Consider the following 19,009-nt stretch of genomic DNA (forward strand, 5'->3'; position numbering starts at 1 on the left):
CGTACGGGTGGAGGTCGGGTGGTCGCGACGAGCACCGTGGGCGCGCCCGCGGTCGGCCGGGGACGGCGGCTTCCCGTCCTGTCCCCGGGGGCGGTGGGCATGACCGCGCTCCTGCTGACGGTGTCGATCTGGGCGGCGTTCGCCCTGAGCGCCCGGGCGCTGGGCGCCTCGACGCTGCTGCCCGCCGACGCGGCGCTGCTGCGGTTCGGCGTCCCGCCGGCGCTCCTGGCGGTGGCGCTGTGGCGGCGCCGGCGGGCGCTGGCCGCGGTGCGGCCCGGACCCGCGGTGAAGATCGTGTGCGGGGCGGGGGTGCCGTTCTTCCTGGCCGCCATGTACGGGGGCTCGCTCACCTCGGCCTCCTTCGTCGGGGCGATCGTGCCGGGCATGGTCCCGCTGTTCGTCTCCGCGCTGGTCGTCGCGCGCGGCGGGCGCCTCCCGCGCGGCGCGCAGGCCGCCGGGCTGGCACTGATCGCGCTGGGCGTCGTCGCCCTCGTCTGGCGGTACGCGGTGCCGTTCGACTCCGACGTGATGGTCGGTTCCGGGACGCTGCTCGTGGCGAGCGGGCTGTGGGCCCTGTACACGGTGGGCCTGCGGGAGGTGAACCTCGACCCGGTCGGCTCCATCGGACTGCTGTGCGTGCCGTCCTTCGCCGTCGTCGCGGCGCTGGTGGCGCTGGGCGTGCTGCCGAGCGGGCTGGCGCGCGCGGCCGCCGGCGACGTCGTCCTCTTCCTCGTCGTCCAGGGCCTCGGGGTGGGCCTGTGCGCGGGGCTGCTGTACGCGTTCGCGATACGGCGGCTCGGCGCCGAGCGCAGCTCCGTCGTCGGCAGTCTGAGCCCGGTGGCCGTGGTGCTGCTGGCGGTCCCCCTCCTCGACGAGCGGCCGACGGCGGCCGTGCTCGTCGGCGTCCCCCTCATCACCGCGGGCGTGGTCCTGGCCAACCGCCGGCCCCGTCCCGCCCGTACCGACCGCGACCCGGAGGTCTCCCCCGATGCTTGAGCTGCTCCCTCCCCCGCCGGCCGACCCGCTGTGGGACCTGGCCGCCGAGTTCGGCGCCGACCCGCGCCCCGAGCGGCTGAACCTCGTGCTGGGCGTCTACCGCGACCACACCGGCGTGACGCCGGTGATGCGGGCGGTGCGGGACGCCGAACTGCGCCTCGCCGAGCGCTCGGCGTCGAAGGAGTACCGGGGGCTGTCCGGCAACACCGCCTTCAACCGCGCCATGGTGGCGCAGGTCCTCGGCGACGGCGCGGCGGCCGCGCGGGCCACCGCCGTGCAGACCGTCGCTGGCACCGGCGCCCTGCGCCTCCTGGCGGACCTGGTCCGGCGGACCCGGCCCGGCACGACGGTCTGGATCAGCGACCCCGCCTACGTCAACCACCGGCCCATCCTGGAGGCGGCGGGCCTCGCGGTGCGCGCGTACCGCTGGACCGACCCGCAGGGGTTGCTGGAGGACCTGCGCGGCGCCGGCCGCGACGACGTCGTCCTGGTGCAGGGCTGCTGCCACAACCCGACGGGCGTCGACCCCGACCGCGCGACGTGGGGGGCCCTGGCGGCGATGGCGGACCGCGCCGGCTGGGTGCCGTTCGTCGACCTCGCGTACCACGGTCTCGGCGACGGCCTGGAGGCCGACCTGTGGGCGACGCGCATGCTGGCGGAGCGGCTGCCGGAGGTCCTGGTCGCGGTGAGCTGCTCGAAGAACTTCGGCCTGTACGCGGACCGCACCGGCTGCGCGATCGTCGTCGGCTCGTCGCCGCGGGCGCTGGCCCACGCCGAGACGGCCCTGCAGAACGCCGCCCGCACGCTGTACTCGATGCCGCCGGAGCACGGGGCGGCGATCGTCGCGACGGTCCTGGAGGACGACGCGCTGCGGAGCTGCTGGCACGCCGAACTGAACGTCATGCGGCGCCGGGTCGCCGCGAACCGCGCCGCGCTCGTCGCCCGGCTGGCGGAGCTGGGCTGCGGCGCCTGGGCGGAGCCGCTGGCCCGGCAGAAGGGCATGTTCGCGGGGCTGCCGCTGTCGCCGGACGGGATGCGGGCGCTGCGCCGGGACCACGCCGTCTACGGCACGACGTCGGGGCGCCTCAACATCGCGGGGCTGCCGGCCGACCGGGTGGACCAGCTGGCCGGTGCCCTCGCCGCGGTCGTCAGCGGCGTCCCGGCCTTCGCGTCCGGGCCGGGCCCCGGCCCGTCGGTGCCGAGCCAGGCCGTCCCGGTCTGAGCCCCGCCGCACGCGGGCCGGCCGTCGCCGTCCGAGCCCGGACTGCGGGTCCCGGTCGCCCCCGCCCCGGGACCGAGCGTCCGAGTCCGGGCCACCCCCCGCCCCGCGCCCGGCCGGCGCGGTGTGCGCCCCGGCCGCCCGGGCGGAAGCCGCCCGTCAGGCCGGCAGGACCGGGCTCCTGGGGCCCGGAACGGCCAGCAGGCGGGACAGTTCGGCGCGGTGGAGGTCGGCGACCGGCGCCAGCAGATCGGGGTGGCGCAACAGCGCCGCCGCGCGCCGGTCGGCGTCGCCGGGCGACAGCAGGCGGCGGCTGCCCGCCGGCGCCGGGCCGCGGAGGGCGGCGACCGCCGCGGCCGCCAGCTCCGGCTCGCCGAGGAGGCAGGCCGCCCAGCTGGCGACGACCTCGTCCACCCACGTGCGCCACGGCTCGTCTCCGCCGTCGGCACCGGTGAGCCAGTCGAGCCGGTCCGCGCCGCCCGCGCCGGTCATCGAGACGAGCGCCGCGTCCAGTTCCGTCGGGTAGCGCAGGGCGGCGGCCACGCCCGCGGCCTGCCGTGCCTGCGTCTCGGCGAGGGCGCGGTCGACGGCGCCGCCCCCGGAGGGGTAGGCGCGGGTCAGCCACTGCGCGGTGGCCGCGACGATCGAGGGGAGTTCGGTGTGCACTGCCGGTCCGGGGGGCCGTCGGGATGGTGGCCAGCACGGTACCCCGATGCGCCCTTCCGGCGTAATGACGCATATCACCCGCGTCCGGTGGTATCCGCACCGTGCACGATCATCCGAACCGGAGGAGAGGCCATGGGACACGGCGGCGACGTGATCAACGAGCTGGTCACCGACCACCGCGAGGTGGAGGAGCTGTTCAAGCGCATCGAGCGGCTGCCCTCGGGTGCCGCGGAGCGCAAGGAGCTGGCCGACCAGGTCACGATCGAGCTGGTACGGCACGCGGTCGCCGAGGAGGAGTACCTGTACCCGGCGGTGCGCGAGCACGTGCCGGGCGGGGACGCCATCGCCGACCGGGAACTGGCGGACCACGCGTCCGCCGAGCGCACGATGAAGGAGCTGGAGGCGTGCGAGGCGGGCGACGTCCGGTTCGACGCGCTCGTCACGCAGCTGATGGCGGAGATCCGCGGGCACGTGGACGACGAGGAGGCGAACCTCTTCCCGCGTCTGCGCGCGTCCTGCCCGCCGGAGGCGCTGGAGGAGCTGGGCGACAAGGTCCGCAAGGCGAAGAAGGTGGCGCCGACCCGGCCGCACCCGGCCGCGCCGGACAAGCCGCCGGCCAACAAGCTCCTCGACCCGGGCGCGGGCATCGTCGACCGGCTGCGCGACGCGGTCACGGGGCGCGGCAAGCACGGCTGACGGGCCGCTCCCGCCCCCGCGCGGCGGCGCGGGGGCGACATGGACTCGGGGCGGGCGACGGACCACGGATCCGTCGCCCGCCCCGATCGTCGTGCGCCCCGATCGCCGTGCGGACCGATCGCCGTGCGGGCCGATCGCCGTGCGGGCCGATCGCCGTGCGGGCCGCGGTCGGAGGAGACGTCAGGCGTCGTGGCCGAGGAGCACGTCCCGTTCGGTCCGCCCGCCCCCCGTCACGCTGAGGGCGGTGGCGACGGGCGGGTAGCCGGTGGCGATGACCGTGTGGGCGCCCGAGGGCACGTCGACGAAGCGGAAGATGCCGTCCGGTCCGGTGGTGAGGGTGTCGACGACGTTGCCCGCGGCGTCGAGCAGCGTCACGCGCGCGTCCTCCACGGGACGGCCGCCGGGGGCGCGGACGGTGCCGCACAGGACGGCGCCGCCCGCCAGCTCCACGTCCTGGCGGGTCTCGCGGGCCGCCTGGACGGTGACCGGGACGGCGGTGGGCCGCAGGCCGGGCGCGCCCGAGGCGAGGGTGTACTCGCCGGCGATCAGCTCCGTCAGCAGGTAGCCGCCGTCGGACGCGGTGCGGGCGGTGGCGACGACGTCGCCGCGGACGTCGGTGAGGGTGACCCCGGCGTCCTGGACGGGTGAGCCGTCGGGGGTGGTGACGACCCCGGAGAGGCGGCCGGCGCCGCCGAGGACGACGTCCAGTTCGACGGCGCCGTCGGGGCGGTCGCAGGCGGTGAGGGTGACGGCCCGGGGCTGGTGGCCGGCGGCCGAGGCGATCAGCACGTACGCGCCGGGGGCGGGGGTGCTGAGCGCGTACCGCCCGTCGGCGCCGCTCGCGCCGCGGCCGGTCTGGCGGCCGCGGACGTCGATCAGGGTGAGGGCGGCGCCGGGCACGGGCGAGCCGTCGTGGTGGCGCACCGTACCGCAGACGGGGGCGCCGGGCGCGGGGAGGGACGCCGGGCCGTACGCCGCCTCGGGCGGCGGCGGGGCCGCCGCCCCGGCGAGCGGCACGGCGGCCCGTGACGCGGCGGGCCCGGCGTCGACGGGCGCGGCGGCGACGGGCATGGCGTGGGGCGGGACGGCGTCGGCCGGGGTGGCAACGCCGGTGGGGACGGCGTCGGCCGGGGTGGCGCCGGTCGGCTCCGGGCCGGCGTACGCGGGCGTGGGGCCCGGGGGCGGTACGGGTCGGGGGCCGCGCGCCGCGGGGACGGCGCCCGCGGCGGGGCGGGGGTCGGACACCAGCGGTCTCTCCTTGAGGAAGAAGGCGACGAAGAGGCCGACGGCGAGCACCGGCACCAAGTGGAGCAGGATCCGCGGCGCGGCGTCGGCGTACACGTGGGCGTAGCCGTGGCGCAGGACGGGCGGCAGGGGGCGCGGCCCGGCGAAGAGCGTGCCGAGGAGGGTGACGCCCGCGCTGGCCCCGATCTGCTGGCAGAGGGTGAGGGCGCCGGTCGCGGCGCCGACGTCGCCGGGGCGCGCGGCGTTCTGCACGGCCAGCACCAGGACGGGCAGGACGAGGCCGATGCCGGTGCCGAGGACGGCCTGCCAGACGCTGTGGTCGAGCCGGGGGGTGTCGGCGTCGAGCTGGGAGAGCAGCCACATGCCGACGGCGGCGACCGCCGTGCCGATGACCGCGTGGACGGCGTAGTGGCCGGTCCGGCTGACGAGGTGTCCGGAGACGAGGGACGCGGCGGCCAGCGCCCCGAGGAGCGGGAGGATCAGCAGCCAGGTGTCGAGGGCGCCGCGGGCACCGTCCTGCCGGAGCAGCGCGGGGAGGCACACGGCCACCCCCAGGAGGGCGACGCCGACGACCGCGCCGACGACCGCGCACACGAGGAAGACGGGGTCGCGCAGCAGCCGCAGCGGGATGACGGGTTCGGGCGCGCGGTGGGCGACGACGAGGTGGAGCAGGGCGCTGCCGGCGGCGGCGCACGCCAGACCGAGGATGGTCCGGGAGGTCCAGGCGTGCGCGGTGCCGCCCCAGGTGAGCAGCAGGACCAGGCAGGCGGTGGCGGCGGTGAGGAGCAGGGCGCCGAGCACGTCGGGGCGCGCCCGGCGGTGCGCGGCGGCCGAGCCGCGGCCCCGGCCGGCGGGGGTGGAGGGGCGCAGGGCGGCGCCGACGACGGCGAGTGCGGCGAGGCCGCCGGGTACGGCGAGGTGGAACGTCCAGCGCCAGGAGGCCGTCTCGGTGACGTACCCGCCGAGGAGGGGACCGGTGACGGTGGCGACGGTGAACACGGCGGCCAGGACGCCGAGGTGGCGGCCGCGCCGGCGGGCGGGCGCGAGGTCGGCGGCGAGGGCCTGCGCGCCGGTGAGGACTCCCCCGGCGCCGAGGCCCTGCACGGCGCGCAGGGCGACCAGTTCGTCCGGGGTGCGGGCCCAGCCGGCCAGGGCGGAGGCGGCGACGAAGAGCGTGAGGGCCCCCTGGAAGACGGCCTTGCGACCGTAGAGGTCGCCGAGCTTCCCGTGGAGCGACAGGGAGGCGGTGGCGGTGAGGAGGAAGGCGGTGACGGCCCACGTCGCGCGGTCGGGGCGGCCGGGCAGGTCCGCGGTGACCGCCGGGAGGACGGCGGCGAGGGCGAGCTGCTGGAGCGCGGCGAGGAGGACCGCGAGGGCGAGCCCGGTCAGGGCGAGCCCCGCGCGGCGGGGTCCGGGCACGGGCGGGAGCGCCGGGTCGGGGTGGTGCGGTGGACCGTCGGGGGACGGCGGCGGCGCGGTGGCGCCGGGTGCCGCGGTCCGTACGGTCTGCTCGTCCTGCGCCAGCGTGATCCCACCCACGAAACCGCTCCCCTCGTCTCGCCGCTCGCGTCCGGGGCGCCATTGTTCGCATCAGACGCGGAGGGTGATCAAGCGGGGCATTGCAGGCGGGAGGGTGGGTACGGGCCCGGCCGCGGCCGGGTGGCGCGCGGGCGGCGCCCCGTCGGTCCTGCGGTTTCGCGCGTACCGGGCCCCGGTGGACCCTTCCCCGGCGCGCGCCGGGCGCCGGGGAAGGGCGGGGGAAGTCCACTCGAACCGGTGACGGACGGGGGACGGGGCCGGGCCGTACCGGGCGCCGTGCCGCGGGCCGGGCGTACCGCGCCAGGCGCCGCGCGGCCGGCCGGGCGGGGCCGTCCGGACGGGCCCCGGAGACGGCGGCCAGCGCCGGTCACGCCACGGTGGCTACTTCTCGACCTCGGCGGCGAGGTTGGCCAGGACGGCGTCGTGGATCCGGCCGAGGCCCTTGGGGGCGAAGGTGCGCTCGAAGAAGCCGCCGACGCCGCCGGCGCCGTCCCACACCGTGGTGACCACGGCCCGGGCACGGCCCTCACCGGCGGGGGTGACCGTCCAGGTGGTGACCATGGAGGAGTTGCGGTCCTTCTCCACGAGCTGCCCGTCCGTGGGCTCGGTGACCTCCAGCAGGCAGTCGCGGACGCGCTTGCTGGTGGCCTGGAGCCTCCAGTGGACGAGGGTGCCCTCGCCGTCGCCGCCCTCGCGCACCTCGTACTCGCTGAAGTGCTCGGGGAGGAGCTTCGCACGGGTGTCCCGGTAGTCGGCCAGCGCGTCGAACACGGTCTCCGCGTCCGCCGCGATGACCCGCTCCGTCGTGGCCTCGACCTGCGCCATCGCTTTGACCTCCAGCAATCGTTCTTCGGGGGCTCCACCCAACCACCTGCGGCCGGGGGACCCAAATCCGGCCACCCAGCGATCACGGGAACACATGTTCTATTCTGGGCGCGTACGTCACGCCCGACCGAGGAGGCCGCCATGCGCTGGGACAACCTGGGGGACCGCCCCGAAGGCGCGGCCGGGGCGGCCGTGACGGGCGAGGCGGCACTCTTCGGGACGGACGCGGTGACCACGCGGACGTTCGACACGCCGGAGTTCCGCGGCATCACCTTCCACGAGGTCAGGGCCCGCTCGATCCTCAACCGGGTGCCCGGCGCCTCCCGCATGCCGTTCGAGTGGACCGTCAACCCCTACCGCGGTTGCACCCACGCCTGCGTGTACTGCTTCGCCCGCCGCACGCACGCCTACCTCGACCTGGACACGGGCGTCGGGTTCGACACCCAGATCGTGGTGAAGGTCAACGCCGCCGAGCTGCTGCGCCGCCAGCTCGCCTCGCCCCGCTGGCAGGGCGCGCACGTCGCGATGGGCACGAACGTCGACTGCTACCAGCGGGCGGAGGGCCGCTACCGGCTCATGCCCGGGATCATCGAGGCGCTGCGCGACCGCGCCAACCCCTTCTCGATCCTCACCAAGGGCACCCTGGTCCTGCGCGACCTGGACCTCCTGCGCCAGGCCGCCGAGGTGACCGACGTCGGGGTGTCGGTGTCGGTCGGCTTCACCGACCAGGAGCTGTGGCGGACGGTCGAGCCGGGCACACCCGCCCCCGAGCGCCGCCTCGACGTGGTGCGGACGCTCACCGACGCCGGCATCGGCTGCGGGGTACTGATGGCGCCCGTCATCCCCTTCCTCGGCGACCGCCCCGAGCAGCTGCGCGCCACCGTCCGGGCCATCGCCGAGGCGGGCGCCACCTCGGTCACACCGCTCGCGCTGCACCTGCGCCCGGGTGCCCGCGAGTGGTACACGGAGTGGCTGCAGCGCCACCACCCGCACCTCGTACCGCGCTACGAGCGGATGTACGCCGGGGGCGCCTACGCGCCGACGTGGTACCAGCGCCGGATCACGCGTCAGGTGCACGAGTTCGCCGCGGAGTTCGGCATCGGACCGGCGGGGCGCGGCGAGGCGCGCCGGATCACCCTGCCGGGGCGCGCCACCGAGCGGCCCGGCGCCCCGGCGCGGGCGCGGACCGGGGAGGCGCGGGAGGCGCCGGCGACGGAGCCCACGCAGCTCACCCTCCTCTGACCCGCGCCGCGCCGACGGGCGACTCCGACCCACCGAATCGGGGTCCATCCCGTGGGGTCCGCCCGCACCTCAGACCACCGACACCGGCCGCCCCGGGCCACCCACCGGCACCCGCCCACCGGCACAGGCGGCCCGTCCCGCGCAGCCGACGGCGCCCACCCCGCGCCCCACGGACCCGCTCCGCGCGCCCGGTGCCCGGGCCGCGCCCCCCGAACGGGTCACGTCCGGGTGGATCGGGGCGGTCCGCCCCGGATCGGGGGGCGACGCCCCCGAGACTGACCGGATGCAGAAACGCGCAGGAGTACTCATCGCCGCCGGCGCGCTGGTCGCGGGGGCCGTCACCGCCGCGCCGTCGGCCGCCGAACCGTCCGCGCCGAAGCCCGGTACGCCGTTGCAGTGGTCGGCGTGCGCCACGCGGCAGTACCCGAAGCTGGAGTGCGCGACCCTCCGGGTGCCGCTCGACCACTCCGCGCCGCGGGGCGAGCAGATCACGCTCGCGCTCTCCCGGGTCCGGCACACCGCCCGGACCTCGCAGGGCCCGCTGCTGGTCAACCCCGGAGGACCCGGCGGGAGCGGCCGCACGCTGGCCGGATTCGTGGCGTCGTCGCTCCCGGCCTCCGTCGCCGCGCAGTACGACGTGATCGGGCTCGACCCGCGGGGCGTGGGCGCCAGCCGGCCCGCCCTGGACTGCCGGCCCGGCCACTTCGCGCCCGTGCGCCCCGACTCCGTCCCGCGCGACCAGCGCGAGGAGCGGGCCGGGCTGGCACGGGCGGCGTCGTTCGCCCGGGCGTGCGGCGAGAAGCACGGCCGGTTGCTGCCGTTCATGGACACCGTGAGCGCCGCGCGGGACGTGGACGCGGTCCGCGCGGCGCTCGGCGCGCCCCGCATCAGCTACCTCGGCTACTCGTACGGCACCTACCTCGGCGCGGTCTACGCCAAGCTCTACCCGCACCGCGTGCGGCGGGCGGTCCTGGATTCGGTGGTGCACCCGGGCGGGGTCTGGTACGACGCGAACCTGGCGCAGGATTACGCTTTCGACGCCCGCCACAAGGCGTTCCTCGCCTGGGTGGCCCGGCACGACGCCGTGTACCGGCTGGGCACCGACCCGGCGCGGGTCGAGGCACGCTGGTACGCGATGCGCTCGGCGCTGCGCGCGGAGCCGGCCGGCGGCACGGTGGGGCCGGCCGAGCTGGAGGACACCTACCTGCCGGGCGCCTACCACGACGGCCACTGGCCGGTGCTGGCCTCGGCGTTCGCCGCGTACGCGGTCGACGGGGACACCCGCCCGCTGGTCGACGCGTACGAGTCGATCGCCCGGCCGGACGCCGCGAGCGACAACGGCTACTCGGTGTACACGGCCGTGGAGTGCCGCGACGCCCGCTGGCCCACGTCCTGGGGCGTGTGGCACCGCGACCACTGGGCCGCCCACGCCAAGGCGCCGTTCTCCACCTGGAACAACGCCTGGTACAACGCCCCGTGCGCCTTCTGGCCCGTGCCGCCCCTGACCCCGCTCGACGTGGCGAACGACGCGGTCCCGCCGGTCCTGCTCTTCCAGGCCGACCAGGACGCCGCCACGCCGTACGAGGGCGCCGTCGCCACCCACCGGCTGCTGCGCGACTCCCGGCTGGTGGTCGAGCGGGGCGGCGGCAACCACGGGGTGACCCTGCGCGGCAACGCCTGCGCGGACCGGATCCTCGCCCGGTACCTGGCGACCGGCGAGGTCCCGCGCGGGGACGGGGGCGTCGGGGTGGACGTGTGGTGCCCGACCCGGCCCGAACCGGAGCCGACGGCCACCGCCCGCAGGGCGCCCGCGCCCGCCCCGGTGCACGGGGTGCGGTGGGCGTTCCCCCGCGGAAACTGACGCGCGCCGGAGCCGGGGCGTCCATCACCATGGCCGCATGACGACACATCTGACGCACGTGGCGGCCCCCGACGGGGTCGCGCCCGGTTCCGGATACAGCCATGTCGTGTGGGGGACGGGCCGGTTCGTGGCCGTGTCGGGGCAGTGCGCCCTGGACGCGGCGGGCCGGGTCGTCGGCGAGGGCGACCCGGCCGCCCAGGCGCGGCAGGTCTTCGCGAACCTGGGCCGCTGCCTCGCCGCCGCGGGCGCGACCTTCGCCGACGTGGTGAAGCTGACGTACTACGTGACGGACGTGGGGCACCTGCCCGCGGTGCGGGAGGCCCGGGACGCGGTGATCGACACGGCGAGCCCGCCGGCGAGCACGGCCGTCCAGGTGGTCGCGCTCTTCCGTCCCGAACTGCTCCTGGAGGTCGAGGCGCTGGCGGTCCTCCCCGAGGGGCGGCGGTCGTGAGCGCCCGCGTGCGGGAGATGGTGGAGGCCGACTGCGCGGCGGTGGCCCGGGTGCGCGTGGCTGGCTGGCGCTCGGCCTACCGGGGGCTGCTGCCGGTGGCGTACCTCGCCGCGCTGGACGTCGAGGACGACGCGGCGGTCCGCCGCGAGCACCTGGCACGCGCCGGGGGGCGGGTGGTGCACCTGGTGGCGGAGCGCGACGGGGACGTGGTCGGCTGGGCGGCCTTCGGCCCCGACCGCCGACCGGAGGCCGGGCCCGCCGACGCCGAGCTGTACGCCCTGTACGCGCTCCCCGCGGTCGTCGGGACCGGGGTGGGGCGGGCCCTGATGGAGGAGGTGACCGCGCGGGCCCCGGCCCGCGGGTACACGTCGCTGTCCCTGTGGGTGCTGGAGGACAACGCGCTGGGGCGGCGCTTCTACGCGAAGGCGGGGTTCACACCGGACGGCACGCGCGAGCCGTGGGAGGTCGGCGGCACCACCCTGATGGAGCTGCGGTACACCCGCCCACTGGCGCCGGCATCCACCTGACCGCACGACGGGCGGCGGACGGGCGCGCGACGGGAGGCGGACGGCCAACGGCGGACGGCGGCGTGACCCGCCGGCGGTCGGCCGGGGGTCCCGCGCGGTGCGTCCGGGTCAGCCGTCGGCCGGTAGCCGGGCCAGCGCGGCGGCCGCCGCCGCGCCGAGGCGCGGGTGGTGGCGGGCGGCCTCCAGGACGGGGCGCGCGCGGGGGTCGGCGAGGGCGCCCAGCCCCTCGGCGCAGGCGAGCCCCACGCGCCAGTGCGGGTCGTCCGGGGCTAGCCGCCGGCCGAGGACGGTGACCAGGGCCGGTACGGAGTCGGGGGCGCGCAGCGCCGCCAGCAGCCGTACCGGTACCAGCGCGTAGGCGACGCGCAGCTCGTTGGTGGCGAGCGCGGCGGCGGCGCGCGCGGTGCGCGGGTCGCCGAGGCGGCGCAGCGCGTGCGCGGCGGAGACGCAGCGCTCGGGGTCGCGGTGGTTGAGGAGGAGGACCAGCGCCTCGAAGGCCCGCCGGTCGCCGGCGAGCCCCAGCCGGAACGCGGCGAGTTCGCGCGCCCACAGCTCCTGGCCGGGCGCGGTGAGGACCGCGACGAGCTCCTCGTGGTCGGGGGTGGACGCCAGCCGTCGGAAGGCGGCGGTGTCCCCGGCCTCGTCCTCCAGCCGGTCGGTGAGCGAGCCGAACTCGGGGTCCATGGCGGTCAGGGTAGCGACGGGGGCGGGCTGCGATCCAGATCACACCGCCCGGCTCACCCCCAGGGGCTGGCGCGCTCATTACCCACCGGTTAACCTCATGTGAGCGGGGTCAACCCCCCGCACTCCTCCGGGCGGCCTGGTGACGCAGCCGCCCGAGTGCCCGTCGGTTCAGCACCTTTCACGACGTGACTCCGGGACAGGGTCCGTCGGCTCCCACCGCGCGGCGCGCAGGACGCGCCCGCCCGGCGCGCCCAGCGCGCGGTACGCCCCTGACGCCACGCCCCGCGTGCGCCCGGCCGCCGCGCCCCGGCACCCTCACCAGTCGTCACTCATCCCTGGAGTCCCGTGATGGACACCCCTCTCTCCACCATCGCCGTCGTCGGTCTCGGCACCATGGGCGCCGGTATCGCCGAGGTCCTGGCCCGCGCGGGCCGCGAGGTCGTCGGCATCGACACCGACCAGGCCGCCGCCCGGCGCGCGGTCGCCGCGCTGGAGACCGCCACCGCCCGGTCCGTGGCCCGCGAGCGGATCACCGAGGAGGAGCGGCGCGACATCCTCTCCCGCTTCCGCACGTTCTCCGACCTCCAGGCCGCGGCCGACGCCGACCTCGTCATCGAGGTGGTCCCGGAGTCCTACGAGGTGAAGCAGCGGGTGCTGCGCGCCCTGGACTCCGTCGTCCGGCCCGACGCGATCGTCGCGACCGGTACCAACGCGCTCTCCGTGACCCGGCTCGCCGCCGACTCCGCCCACCCCGAGCGGGTCCTCGGCCTGCACTTCTTCAACCCGGCCCCGGCGATGAAGCTGGTGGAGGTCGTGTCGTCGGTGCTGACCGCGCCGCAGGCCGTCGCGGCCGTCACCGACCTCGCGCACGCCCTCGGCAAGGAGCCCGTCTCCGTCGGCGACCGGCCGGGTTTCGTCGCGGACGGGCTGCTCTTCGGCTACCTCAACCAGGCCGCCGCCATGTACGAGTCGAAGTACGCCTCCCGCGAGGACATCGACGCGGCGATGCGGCTCGGCTGCGGCCTGCCGATGGGCCCGCTGGCGCTGCTGGACCTCATCGGCGTCGACACCGCCCGCACGGTCCTGGAGGCCATGTACGCCGAGTCGCACGACCGGCTGCACGCCCCCGCGCCGATCCTGAAGCAGCTGAGCGAGGCGGGCCTGACCGGGCGGAAGGCCGGGCGCGGCTTCTACACGTACGACGGGCCCGACAGCGCCACCGTCGTGCCCGACGCGCTCACCCCGCGGGAGGAGGCCGCCGGCGGCGCCGCGCCGCGCACGGTCCGCTCCGTCGGTGTCGCCGGGTCCGGCACGATGGCCTCCGGCATCGCCGAGGTCTTCGCGAAGGCCGGGTACGACGTGGTCCTCGCCGCCCGCTCGCAGGAGAAGGCGGACACCGCCCGGGCCCTTGTCGCCAAGTCCCTGGCCCGCTCGGTCGACAAGGGCCGCATGACCGCCGAAGCCCGCGACGAGACGCTCGCCCGCATCACCCCCGCCGGCTCGCTCGACGCCTTCGCCGACGTGGACCTCGCGGTGGAGGCGGTCGCCGAGGACCTCGACGTCAAGCGGCAGCTGTTCGCGGCGCTCGACAAGGTCTGCAAGCCGGGCGCGGTCCTGGCCACCACCACCTCCTCGCTGCCGGTCGTCGCCTGCGCCCGCGCCACCTCGCGCCCGCAGGACGTCGTCGGGATGCACTTCTTCAACCCGGCCCCGGCGATGAAGCTGGTGGAGGTCGTCCGCACGGTCCTCACCGCCGACGACGTCCACGCCACGGTCCGGGCGGTCACCGCGCGGATCCGCAAGCACCCGGTGGACTGCGGCGACCGCGCCGGGTTCATCGTGAACGCGCTGCTCTTCCCCTACCTCAACAACGCGATCAAGATGGTGCAGGACCACTACGCGTCGCTCGACGACATCGACGCCGCGATGAAGCTGGGCGGCGGCTACCCGATGGGGCCGTTCGAACTGCTCGACGTCGTCGGCCTCGACGTCTCCCTCGCGATCGAGCGGGTCCTGCACCGCGAGTTCCGCGAGCCGGGCCTCGCGCCGGCGCCGCTGCTGGAGCACCTGGTCGCCGCCGGCTGCCTGGGCCGCAAGACGGGGCGCGGCTTCCGCGAGTATGCGCGGCGCTGAGCCCGAGGAGACGTACGGTCCGGGGCCACACGGGTCGTGCGACGAGTGGGGCGGGCTGCTCGGACCCTCGGGCGGCTCTCCCCCTCGGGCGCGCTCTCCTGCACCGATGCAGTACGTTCGGGGCATGTCCCAGCCCGCGAAGACACCCCGTGCCGGCACCGCGCCGGAGACCCCGGAGAGCCCCGCCGGCGGCCGCGCCGCCGCCCAGCGGCTCAAGATGCGCCGGGAGCTGGCCGCCGCCGCCATGGAGCTCTTCGCGACGAAGGGGTACGAGGCCACGACGGTCGACGAGATCGCCGCGGCCGCCGGGGTCGCCCGCCGGACCTTCTTCCGCCACTTCCGCTCCAAGGAGGAGGCGATCTTCCCGGACCACGACGACACCCTGGTCCGGGCGGAGGCTGTCCTCAACGCGGCGCCGGCGCACGAGCACCCGCTGGACACGGTGTGCCGCGGCATCAAGGAGGTCATGAAGATGTACGCGGCCTCCCCCGCGGTCTCCGTCGCGCGCTACCGGCTGACCCGTGAGGTGCCCACCCTGCGGGAGCGGGAGATCGCCTCGGTCGCGCGGTACGAGCGGCTCTTCACCCGCTACCTCCTGGGCCACTTCGACGAGCGCGACCACCACGACGGCAACGACGACCCGCTGCTGGCCGAGGTGGCCGCCTCCGCCGTCGTCACCGCGCACAACCACGTGCTGCGCCGCTGGCTGCGGGCGGGTGGCAAGGGCGACGTGGAGACCCAGCTGGACCACGCGTTCGCGATCGTCCGCAGGACGTTCGGCAGCGGGATCGGCGCCGGCCGGTCCACGGCGGCGAGGACCGGCACGGAGCCGGCCCCGGTCACCGCGTCGCGAGAGGGTGACGTCCTGGTGGCGGTGGCGCGCACCGACGCTCCGCTGGAGCAGGTCATGCGGACGATCGCCCGGGCGCTCGGCCACGAGGGGTCCTGACCCGGCACCGGCCGCCCGCCCCGCCGTCCCGGTCCCGCCGAGGCGGCGGGCGGCGCCGGTGATCCGACCGGTACGGTGCCCGCCCCGCGCGGCGCCTGCCGGGGGATGACGCGCGCGTTGATCCCGCCGGTCCCGAAGGCGTCGACCGCGGCGTCCTCGTACCCGGGCCCCCGGGCAGGCCGCGACGGGCCGGCACCGGGCACGGGGCCCGGCCACCGGACACGGGGGCCGGCCGGGCGGTCGGCGGCTCGGCGGGCGGGGGCCGGCGGTGGACGGCCGGTGGTCGGCGGTCCGGCGGTCCGAGCGGTCGACGGCCGGCGGCCGGGCGGCTGAAGTCCGAAGGCCGACGGCCCGGCCGGTGTCGCGGTCGTGGTCGTGGCCGAGGTCGGGACCGGGTTCGTTCTCGTGGTGGCGGGCCGCGGGCCCGGTCCGTACAACCCTTCGGGCCGGGCGGAGGTCCAACGACCGGTACGTCGGGGGCCGGAGGGTGACGAGCGACCCCCGCCGGCCGTCAGTTCCCGAAAGGACCCGTGCCCGGATGACCCCTCTCCCGCCCCTCCCCCTACGCCGCGCCGCCGGTGGCGGCGCGGCGCTGGCCGTGCTCCTCGCGGCCGGCGCGAGCGCCACCGCCGCGCCCGCCCTGGCCGAGGAGGCGCCTCCGGCCGTCATCGAGGTCGGCTTCCTCTCCCCCGGCACGTTGCCGCGGCCCGCCGGGGCGCTCACCGAGGCGCACTTCCTGACCCACCAGTTCTCGCTGTCGGGCCAGCGGCCGGACGGCGCGCGCGTCACGGGCGCCGAGATCACCGTCGACTTCGGCGGCGCGGCGGACGTGGCGGAGTTCCGGTTCCGTCCGGAGTGCCGGGTCGCCGGCACGCTCGCGACCTGCCCCGTCACGATGCCGGACGGCTCCGGCGACCCCGAGGCGTACGTCCCGTTCCTCGTCCGGCCGAAGCTCGGGACCGCGGCTGGTGCCCGCGGCGTCGTCCGGGCGACCGTCCGCGCGGACAACGCCCGCCCGGCGCTCACGACCCCCACCGAGCTGCCCGTCACCGTCGCCGACCGCGACCGGCTGGTCCTCGGCGGCTTCCCCGACCCGCCGTCGCTCACCGTCCCGCCGGGCGGCCGGGCCGCGCTTCCCTTCGTCCTCACCAACACCGGCGCCCGGCCGCTGGACCGGGTCACGCTCACCGCCGACGGCTTCGACGGCGACGAGACGGTCGCCTTCCCCGGTGACCACCGCAACTGCCGCTACACCACGAAGGACCCCAAGGACCCGGCGTCCGCGCGGACCGGCATGAGCTGCCAGTTCGCCACAGCCGTCGAGCCCGGCGCCACGTACCGCACCGCGCCCGGCCTCTCGGTGGCCATGGCGGGGCTCGCCGAGCACGGCCGCGTCCGGTTGACCGCGTCGGTGGGCACGCCCGCGGGGAGCGGCGTGGCCGGCCGTTCCGCCCCCCTCGCCCTCGCCCCCGTCACCTCGCCCCTGCCGCCGCGCGTCCCGGTGCCGGTCGACGCGTACACCGCGGACGTGCCGCCGGTGATCTCGGTGCGCAGCGGGCCCGCCGCGGACGGCGCGGCGGTGGGGGCCTCCGTCCGTACGGAGGTCGGCCGGGAGGTCACGGCGCGGGTCGGCGTGAAGAACCGCGGGCGGGCGCCGCTCGCCGCTCCGTCCGTGCTGGTCGAGGTGCCGCGCGGCGTGGAGGTCGTCCGGCCCGATGCCCGGTGCCGTCCGGAGGAGGCGCTGCCCTGGCCCACCACGGACGTCCGGCCCACGTTCGGCGACGGTCCCGGCGACGCCGCCCCGGTGCCGACGGGGTCGGTCCACCGCTGCACGGATCCGGCCGGCCTGGCCCCGGGCGGACGGCGGCTGTTCTCGTTCGTGCTGCGGCCGACCCAGGTCCTCGACGGGGCGAAGGGCATCGTGTTCCACCCGACGCCCAGCCCGTACGACAGCTCCCAGCGCGCGAAGGTGGCCTTCCTCTCGGTGACCGCCACGGCGGCCGCGACCGCGAGCCCGCCTCCGAGCGCGACCCCCTCGTCGAGCCCGACCGCGGCCCCCTCCCCCGTCGCGACGCCCACCGCGGCGCCCACCACGGCCCCGGCCGTGCCGTCCTCGGGTGCGCTCGCCACCACCGGCACGGGGAACGCCCCGGTCCTGCTCGGCGTCGCCGCCGCGCTGACGGCCGCGGGCGTGCTGCTGGTCGTCCGGCGCCGCGCCGCCGCTCCGGAGGCCCGCGACCCTCGCTGACACATCCGCACATAATCGAACACACGCTGTGACGGCCGCTCCTCAAGGGGCGGCCGTTGCCGCTCATCCGTGTCGGGCGGATGACAAGTGAGAGAAATTGTTGGCACGCAGTGTCTTGTCAGCTGGCACGCGGTGCCATACGTTGATGTCGTCCGGGCGGCCGGCGTGCAGAGACCTTCTCGTACGCCGGCTGTCCCCGCGGCCCTTCCCGGGGCCGCGCGCCCGGACGCCTGCGTCACAGGCACTTCCGCGCACCACCCCGCGCCGCCGAGCACCACCGGCCGAACCGACGGCACACCTCCACAGCAGCACCCCGACGTACCCCTGAAGCGTCCCCGAGACGCATGCATCGCCGGAGGCACCACCGTGAAGGAAATCCTGGACGCGATCCAGTCGCCGGACACCACGTCCGCCGACTTCGCCGCCCTCCCCCTGCCCGAGTCGTACCGCGCCATCACGGTCCACAAGGACGAGACCGAGATGTTCGAGGGCCTCACCACCCGGGAGAAGGACCCCCGCAAGTCCCTCCACCTGGACCGGGTGCCGCTGCCGGAGCTGGGCCCGGGCGAGGCGCTCGTCGCCGTCATGGCCAGCTCGGTCAACTACAACTCGGTCTGGACCTCGATCTTCGAGCCGGTGTCCACCTTCAGCTTCCTGGAGCGCTACGGGCGGCTCTCCGAGCTCACCAAGCGCCACGACCTGCCGTACCACGTCATCGGCTCCGACCTGGCCGGCGTCGTGCTGCGCACCGGCCCGGGCGTCAACGCCTGGCAGCCCGGCGACCAGGTCGTCGCGCACTGCCTGTCGGTCGAGCTGGAGTCCTCGGACGGCCACAACGACACGATGCTCGACCCCGAGCAGCGCATCTGGGGCTTCGAGACGAACTTCGGCGGCCTCGCCGAGATCGCCCTGGTCAAGTCGAACCAGCTGATGCCCAAGCCGGGCCACCTCAGCTGGGAGGAGGCCGCGGCCCCCGGCCTGGTCAACTCCACCGCGTACCGCCAGCTGGTCTCCCGCAACGGCGCCGGCATGAAGCAGGGCGACAACGTCCTGATCTGGGGCGCCAGCGGCGGCCTCGGCTCCTACGCCACCCAGTTCGCACTGGCCGGCGGCGCCAACCCGATCTGCGTCGTCTCCAGCGACCAGAAGGCGGACATCTGCCGCTCGATGGGCGCCGAGGCGATCATCGACCGCAACGCCGAGGGCTACAGGTTCTGGAAGGACGAGCACACCCAGGACCCCAAGGAGTGGAAGCGCTTCGGCAAGCGCATCCGCGAGCTCACCGGCGGCGAGGACATCGACATCGTCTTCGAGCACCCCGGCCGCGAGACCTTCGGCGCGTCCGTGTACGTCACCCGCAAGGGCGGCACGATCACCACCTGCGCCTCGACCTCGGGCTACATGCACGAGTACGACAACCGCTACCTGTGGATGTCCCTGAAGCGGATCATCGGCTCGCACTTCGCGAACTACCGCGAGGCGTGGGAGGCCAACCGCCTGATCGCCAAGGGCAAGATCCACCCCACCCTGTCGAAGGTGTACTCGCTGGAGGACACCGGCCAGGCCGCGTACGACGTCCACCGCAACCTCCACCAGGGCAAGGTCGGCGTGCTCTGCCTGGCCCCCGAGGAGGGCATGGGCGTGCGCGATCCGGAGATGCGCGCCGAGCACCTCGACGCCATCAACCGCTTCCGGAACATCTGACCGGAACGTCCGAGAGGCGACACC

General features: G+C 76.4%; 15 protein-coding genes. 11 read left to right on the forward strand and 4 right to left on the reverse strand.

Annotated features, from left to right (window positions below):
* The first annotated feature begins 99 nt into the window (after nt 1–99).
* Together ACF053_RS04135 and ACF053_RS04140 are read left to right on the forward strand one after the other, a co-directional pair.
* Nucleotides 100–996 (forward strand): DMT family transporter, encoded by an 897-nt coding sequence (locus tag ACF053_RS04135; RefSeq protein WP_391952372.1) that lies wholly within the window; start codon nt 100–102, stop codon nt 994–996.
* Nucleotides 989–2,218: an amino acid aminotransferase gene (locus ACF053_RS04140; RefSeq protein WP_391952373.1), complete on the forward strand. Its 1,230-nt coding sequence runs from the start codon at nt 989–991 to the stop codon at nt 2,216–2,218. The genes ACF053_RS04135 and ACF053_RS04140 overlap by 8 nt, the downstream gene beginning before the upstream one ends.
* Nucleotides 2,219–2,374: 156 nt before the next feature.
* On the opposite strand, the gene ACF053_RS04145 is transcribed toward ACF053_RS04140, so the two are convergent.
* Complete coding sequence (locus ACF053_RS04145) at nt 2,375–2,881, reverse strand: hypothetical protein (protein ID WP_391952374.1); 507 nt, start codon at nt 2,879–2,881, stop codon at nt 2,375–2,377.
* A gap of 132 nt (nt 2,882–3,013) precedes the next feature.
* Between ACF053_RS04145 and ACF053_RS04150 the strand changes: the two genes are divergently transcribed.
* A complete protein-coding gene (locus tag ACF053_RS04150) occupies nt 3,014–3,577 on the forward strand; it encodes a hemerythrin domain-containing protein (RefSeq protein WP_058940157.1) in 564 nt (187 codons plus the stop codon).
* A 180-nt stretch (nt 3,578–3,757) separates the two neighbouring features.
* Here the strand turns inward: ACF053_RS04150 and ACF053_RS04155 are convergent, their stop codons facing one another.
* Both ACF053_RS04155 and ACF053_RS04160 read right to left on the reverse strand, forming a co-directional pair.
* Nucleotides 3,758–6,361, reverse strand: a complete 2,604-nt coding sequence (locus tag ACF053_RS04155; RefSeq protein ID WP_391952375.1) for an MFS transporter — start codon at nt 6,359–6,361, stop codon at nt 3,758–3,760.
* 381 nt (nt 6,362–6,742) lie between these two features.
* A complete protein-coding gene (locus ACF053_RS04160) occupies nt 6,743–7,186 on the reverse strand; it encodes an SRPBCC family protein (protein WP_391952376.1) in 444 nt (147 codons plus the stop codon).
* Between the two features lie 141 nt (nt 7,187–7,327).
* Here ACF053_RS04160 and ACF053_RS04165 point away from each other — a divergent pair, with 141 nt between their 5' ends.
* From ACF053_RS04165 to ACF053_RS04180, 4 genes are all read left to right on the forward strand, one after another.
* Entirely contained in the window at nt 7,328–8,428 is a 1,101-nt protein-coding gene (locus ACF053_RS04165; protein WP_391952377.1) for an Rv2578c family radical SAM protein, read from the forward strand.
* 283 nt (nt 8,429–8,711) lie between these two features.
* Nucleotides 8,712–10,289 (forward strand): alpha/beta hydrolase, encoded by a 1,578-nt coding sequence (locus tag ACF053_RS04170; protein ID WP_391952378.1) that lies wholly within the window; start codon nt 8,712–8,714, stop codon nt 10,287–10,289.
* A gap of 37 nt (nt 10,290–10,326) precedes the next feature.
* Nucleotides 10,327–10,740 (forward strand): RidA family protein, encoded by a 414-nt coding sequence (locus ACF053_RS04175; RefSeq protein WP_391952379.1) that lies wholly within the window; start codon nt 10,327–10,329, stop codon nt 10,738–10,740.
* A complete protein-coding gene (locus tag ACF053_RS04180) occupies nt 10,737–11,267 on the forward strand; it encodes a GNAT family N-acetyltransferase (protein WP_391952380.1) in 531 nt (176 codons plus the stop codon). The genes ACF053_RS04175 and ACF053_RS04180 overlap by 4 nt, the downstream gene beginning before the upstream one ends.
* A 108-nt stretch (nt 11,268–11,375) precedes the next feature.
* On the opposite strand, the gene ACF053_RS04185 is transcribed toward ACF053_RS04180, so the two are convergent.
* Nucleotides 11,376–11,951 carry a HEAT repeat domain-containing protein gene (locus ACF053_RS04185; protein WP_391952381.1) on the reverse strand — a complete coding sequence of 192 codons (576 nt, stop codon included), beginning with the start codon at nt 11,949–11,951 and terminating at the stop codon, nt 11,376–11,378.
* A 348-nt stretch (nt 11,952–12,299) separates the two neighbouring features.
* On the opposite strand from ACF053_RS04185, the gene ACF053_RS04190 reads away from it, so the two are divergent.
* The 4 genes from ACF053_RS04190 (at nt 12,300) to ccrA (ending at nt 18,985) form a co-directional block, all read left to right on the forward strand.
* The gene (locus ACF053_RS04190; protein WP_391952382.1) at nt 12,300–14,084 is read left to right on the forward strand and encodes a 3-hydroxyacyl-CoA dehydrogenase family protein; all 1,785 of its coding nucleotides are present in this window, start codon (nt 12,300–12,302) and stop codon (nt 14,082–14,084) included.
* A 124-nt stretch (nt 14,085–14,208) separates the two neighbouring features.
* Nucleotides 14,209–15,033 (forward strand): TetR family transcriptional regulator, encoded by an 825-nt coding sequence (locus ACF053_RS04195; protein WP_058940165.1) that lies wholly within the window; start codon nt 14,209–14,211, stop codon nt 15,031–15,033.
* Between the two features lie 538 nt (nt 15,034–15,571).
* Nucleotides 15,572–17,281, forward strand: a complete 1,710-nt coding sequence (locus tag ACF053_RS04200; protein WP_391952383.1) for a hypothetical protein — start codon at nt 15,572–15,574, stop codon at nt 17,279–17,281.
* Nucleotides 17,282–17,647: 366 nt separating this feature from the next.
* Entirely contained in the window at nt 17,648–18,985 is a 1,338-nt protein-coding gene (gene ccrA / locus ACF053_RS04205; protein WP_391952384.1) for a crotonyl-CoA carboxylase/reductase, read from the forward strand.
* Nucleotides 18,986–19,009 lie beyond the last annotated feature (24 nt).

It is taken from the genome of Streptomyces kanasensis, assembly GCF_043077165.1.
Lineage (GTDB): Bacteria > Actinomycetota > Actinomycetes > Streptomycetales > Streptomycetaceae > Streptomyces > Streptomyces changanensis.

Bases quoted from the DNA above. Each gene is read 5' to 3' on its own strand.
- ACF053_RS04185 (WP_391952381.1), bottom strand. From the start codon at position 11,951: ATGGACCCCGAGTTCGGCTCGCTCACCGACCGGCTGGAGGACGAGGCC.
- ACF053_RS04170 (WP_391952378.1), top strand. From the start codon at position 8,712: ATGCAGAAACGCGCAGGAGTACTCATCGCCGCCGGCGCGCTGGTCGCG.
- ACF053_RS04140 (WP_391952373.1), top strand. From the start codon at position 989: ATGCTTGAGCTGCTCCCTCCCCCGCCGGCCGACCCGCTGTGGGACCTG.
- ACF053_RS04195 (WP_058940165.1), top strand. From the start codon at position 14,209: ATGTCCCAGCCCGCGAAGACACCCCGTGCCGGCACCGCGCCGGAGACC.
- ACF053_RS04175 (WP_391952379.1), top strand. From the start codon at position 10,327: ATGACGACACATCTGACGCACGTGGCGGCCCCCGACGGGGTCGCGCCC.
- ACF053_RS04165 (WP_391952377.1), top strand. From the start codon at position 7,328: ATGCGCTGGGACAACCTGGGGGACCGCCCCGAAGGCGCGGCCGGGGCG.
- ACF053_RS04200 (WP_391952383.1), top strand. From the start codon at position 15,572: ATGACCCCTCTCCCGCCCCTCCCCCTACGCCGCGCCGCCGGTGGCGGC.
- ACF053_RS04190 (WP_391952382.1), top strand. From the start codon at position 12,300: ATGGACACCCCTCTCTCCACCATCGCCGTCGTCGGTCTCGGCACCATG.
- ACF053_RS04135 (WP_391952372.1), top strand. From the start codon at position 100: ATGACCGCGCTCCTGCTGACGGTGTCGATCTGGGCGGCGTTCGCCCTG.
- ACF053_RS04150 (WP_058940157.1), top strand. From the start codon at position 3,014: ATGGGACACGGCGGCGACGTGATCAACGAGCTGGTCACCGACCACCGC.
- ACF053_RS04160 (WP_391952376.1), bottom strand. From the start codon at position 7,186: ATGGCGCAGGTCGAGGCCACGACGGAGCGGGTCATCGCGGCGGACGCG.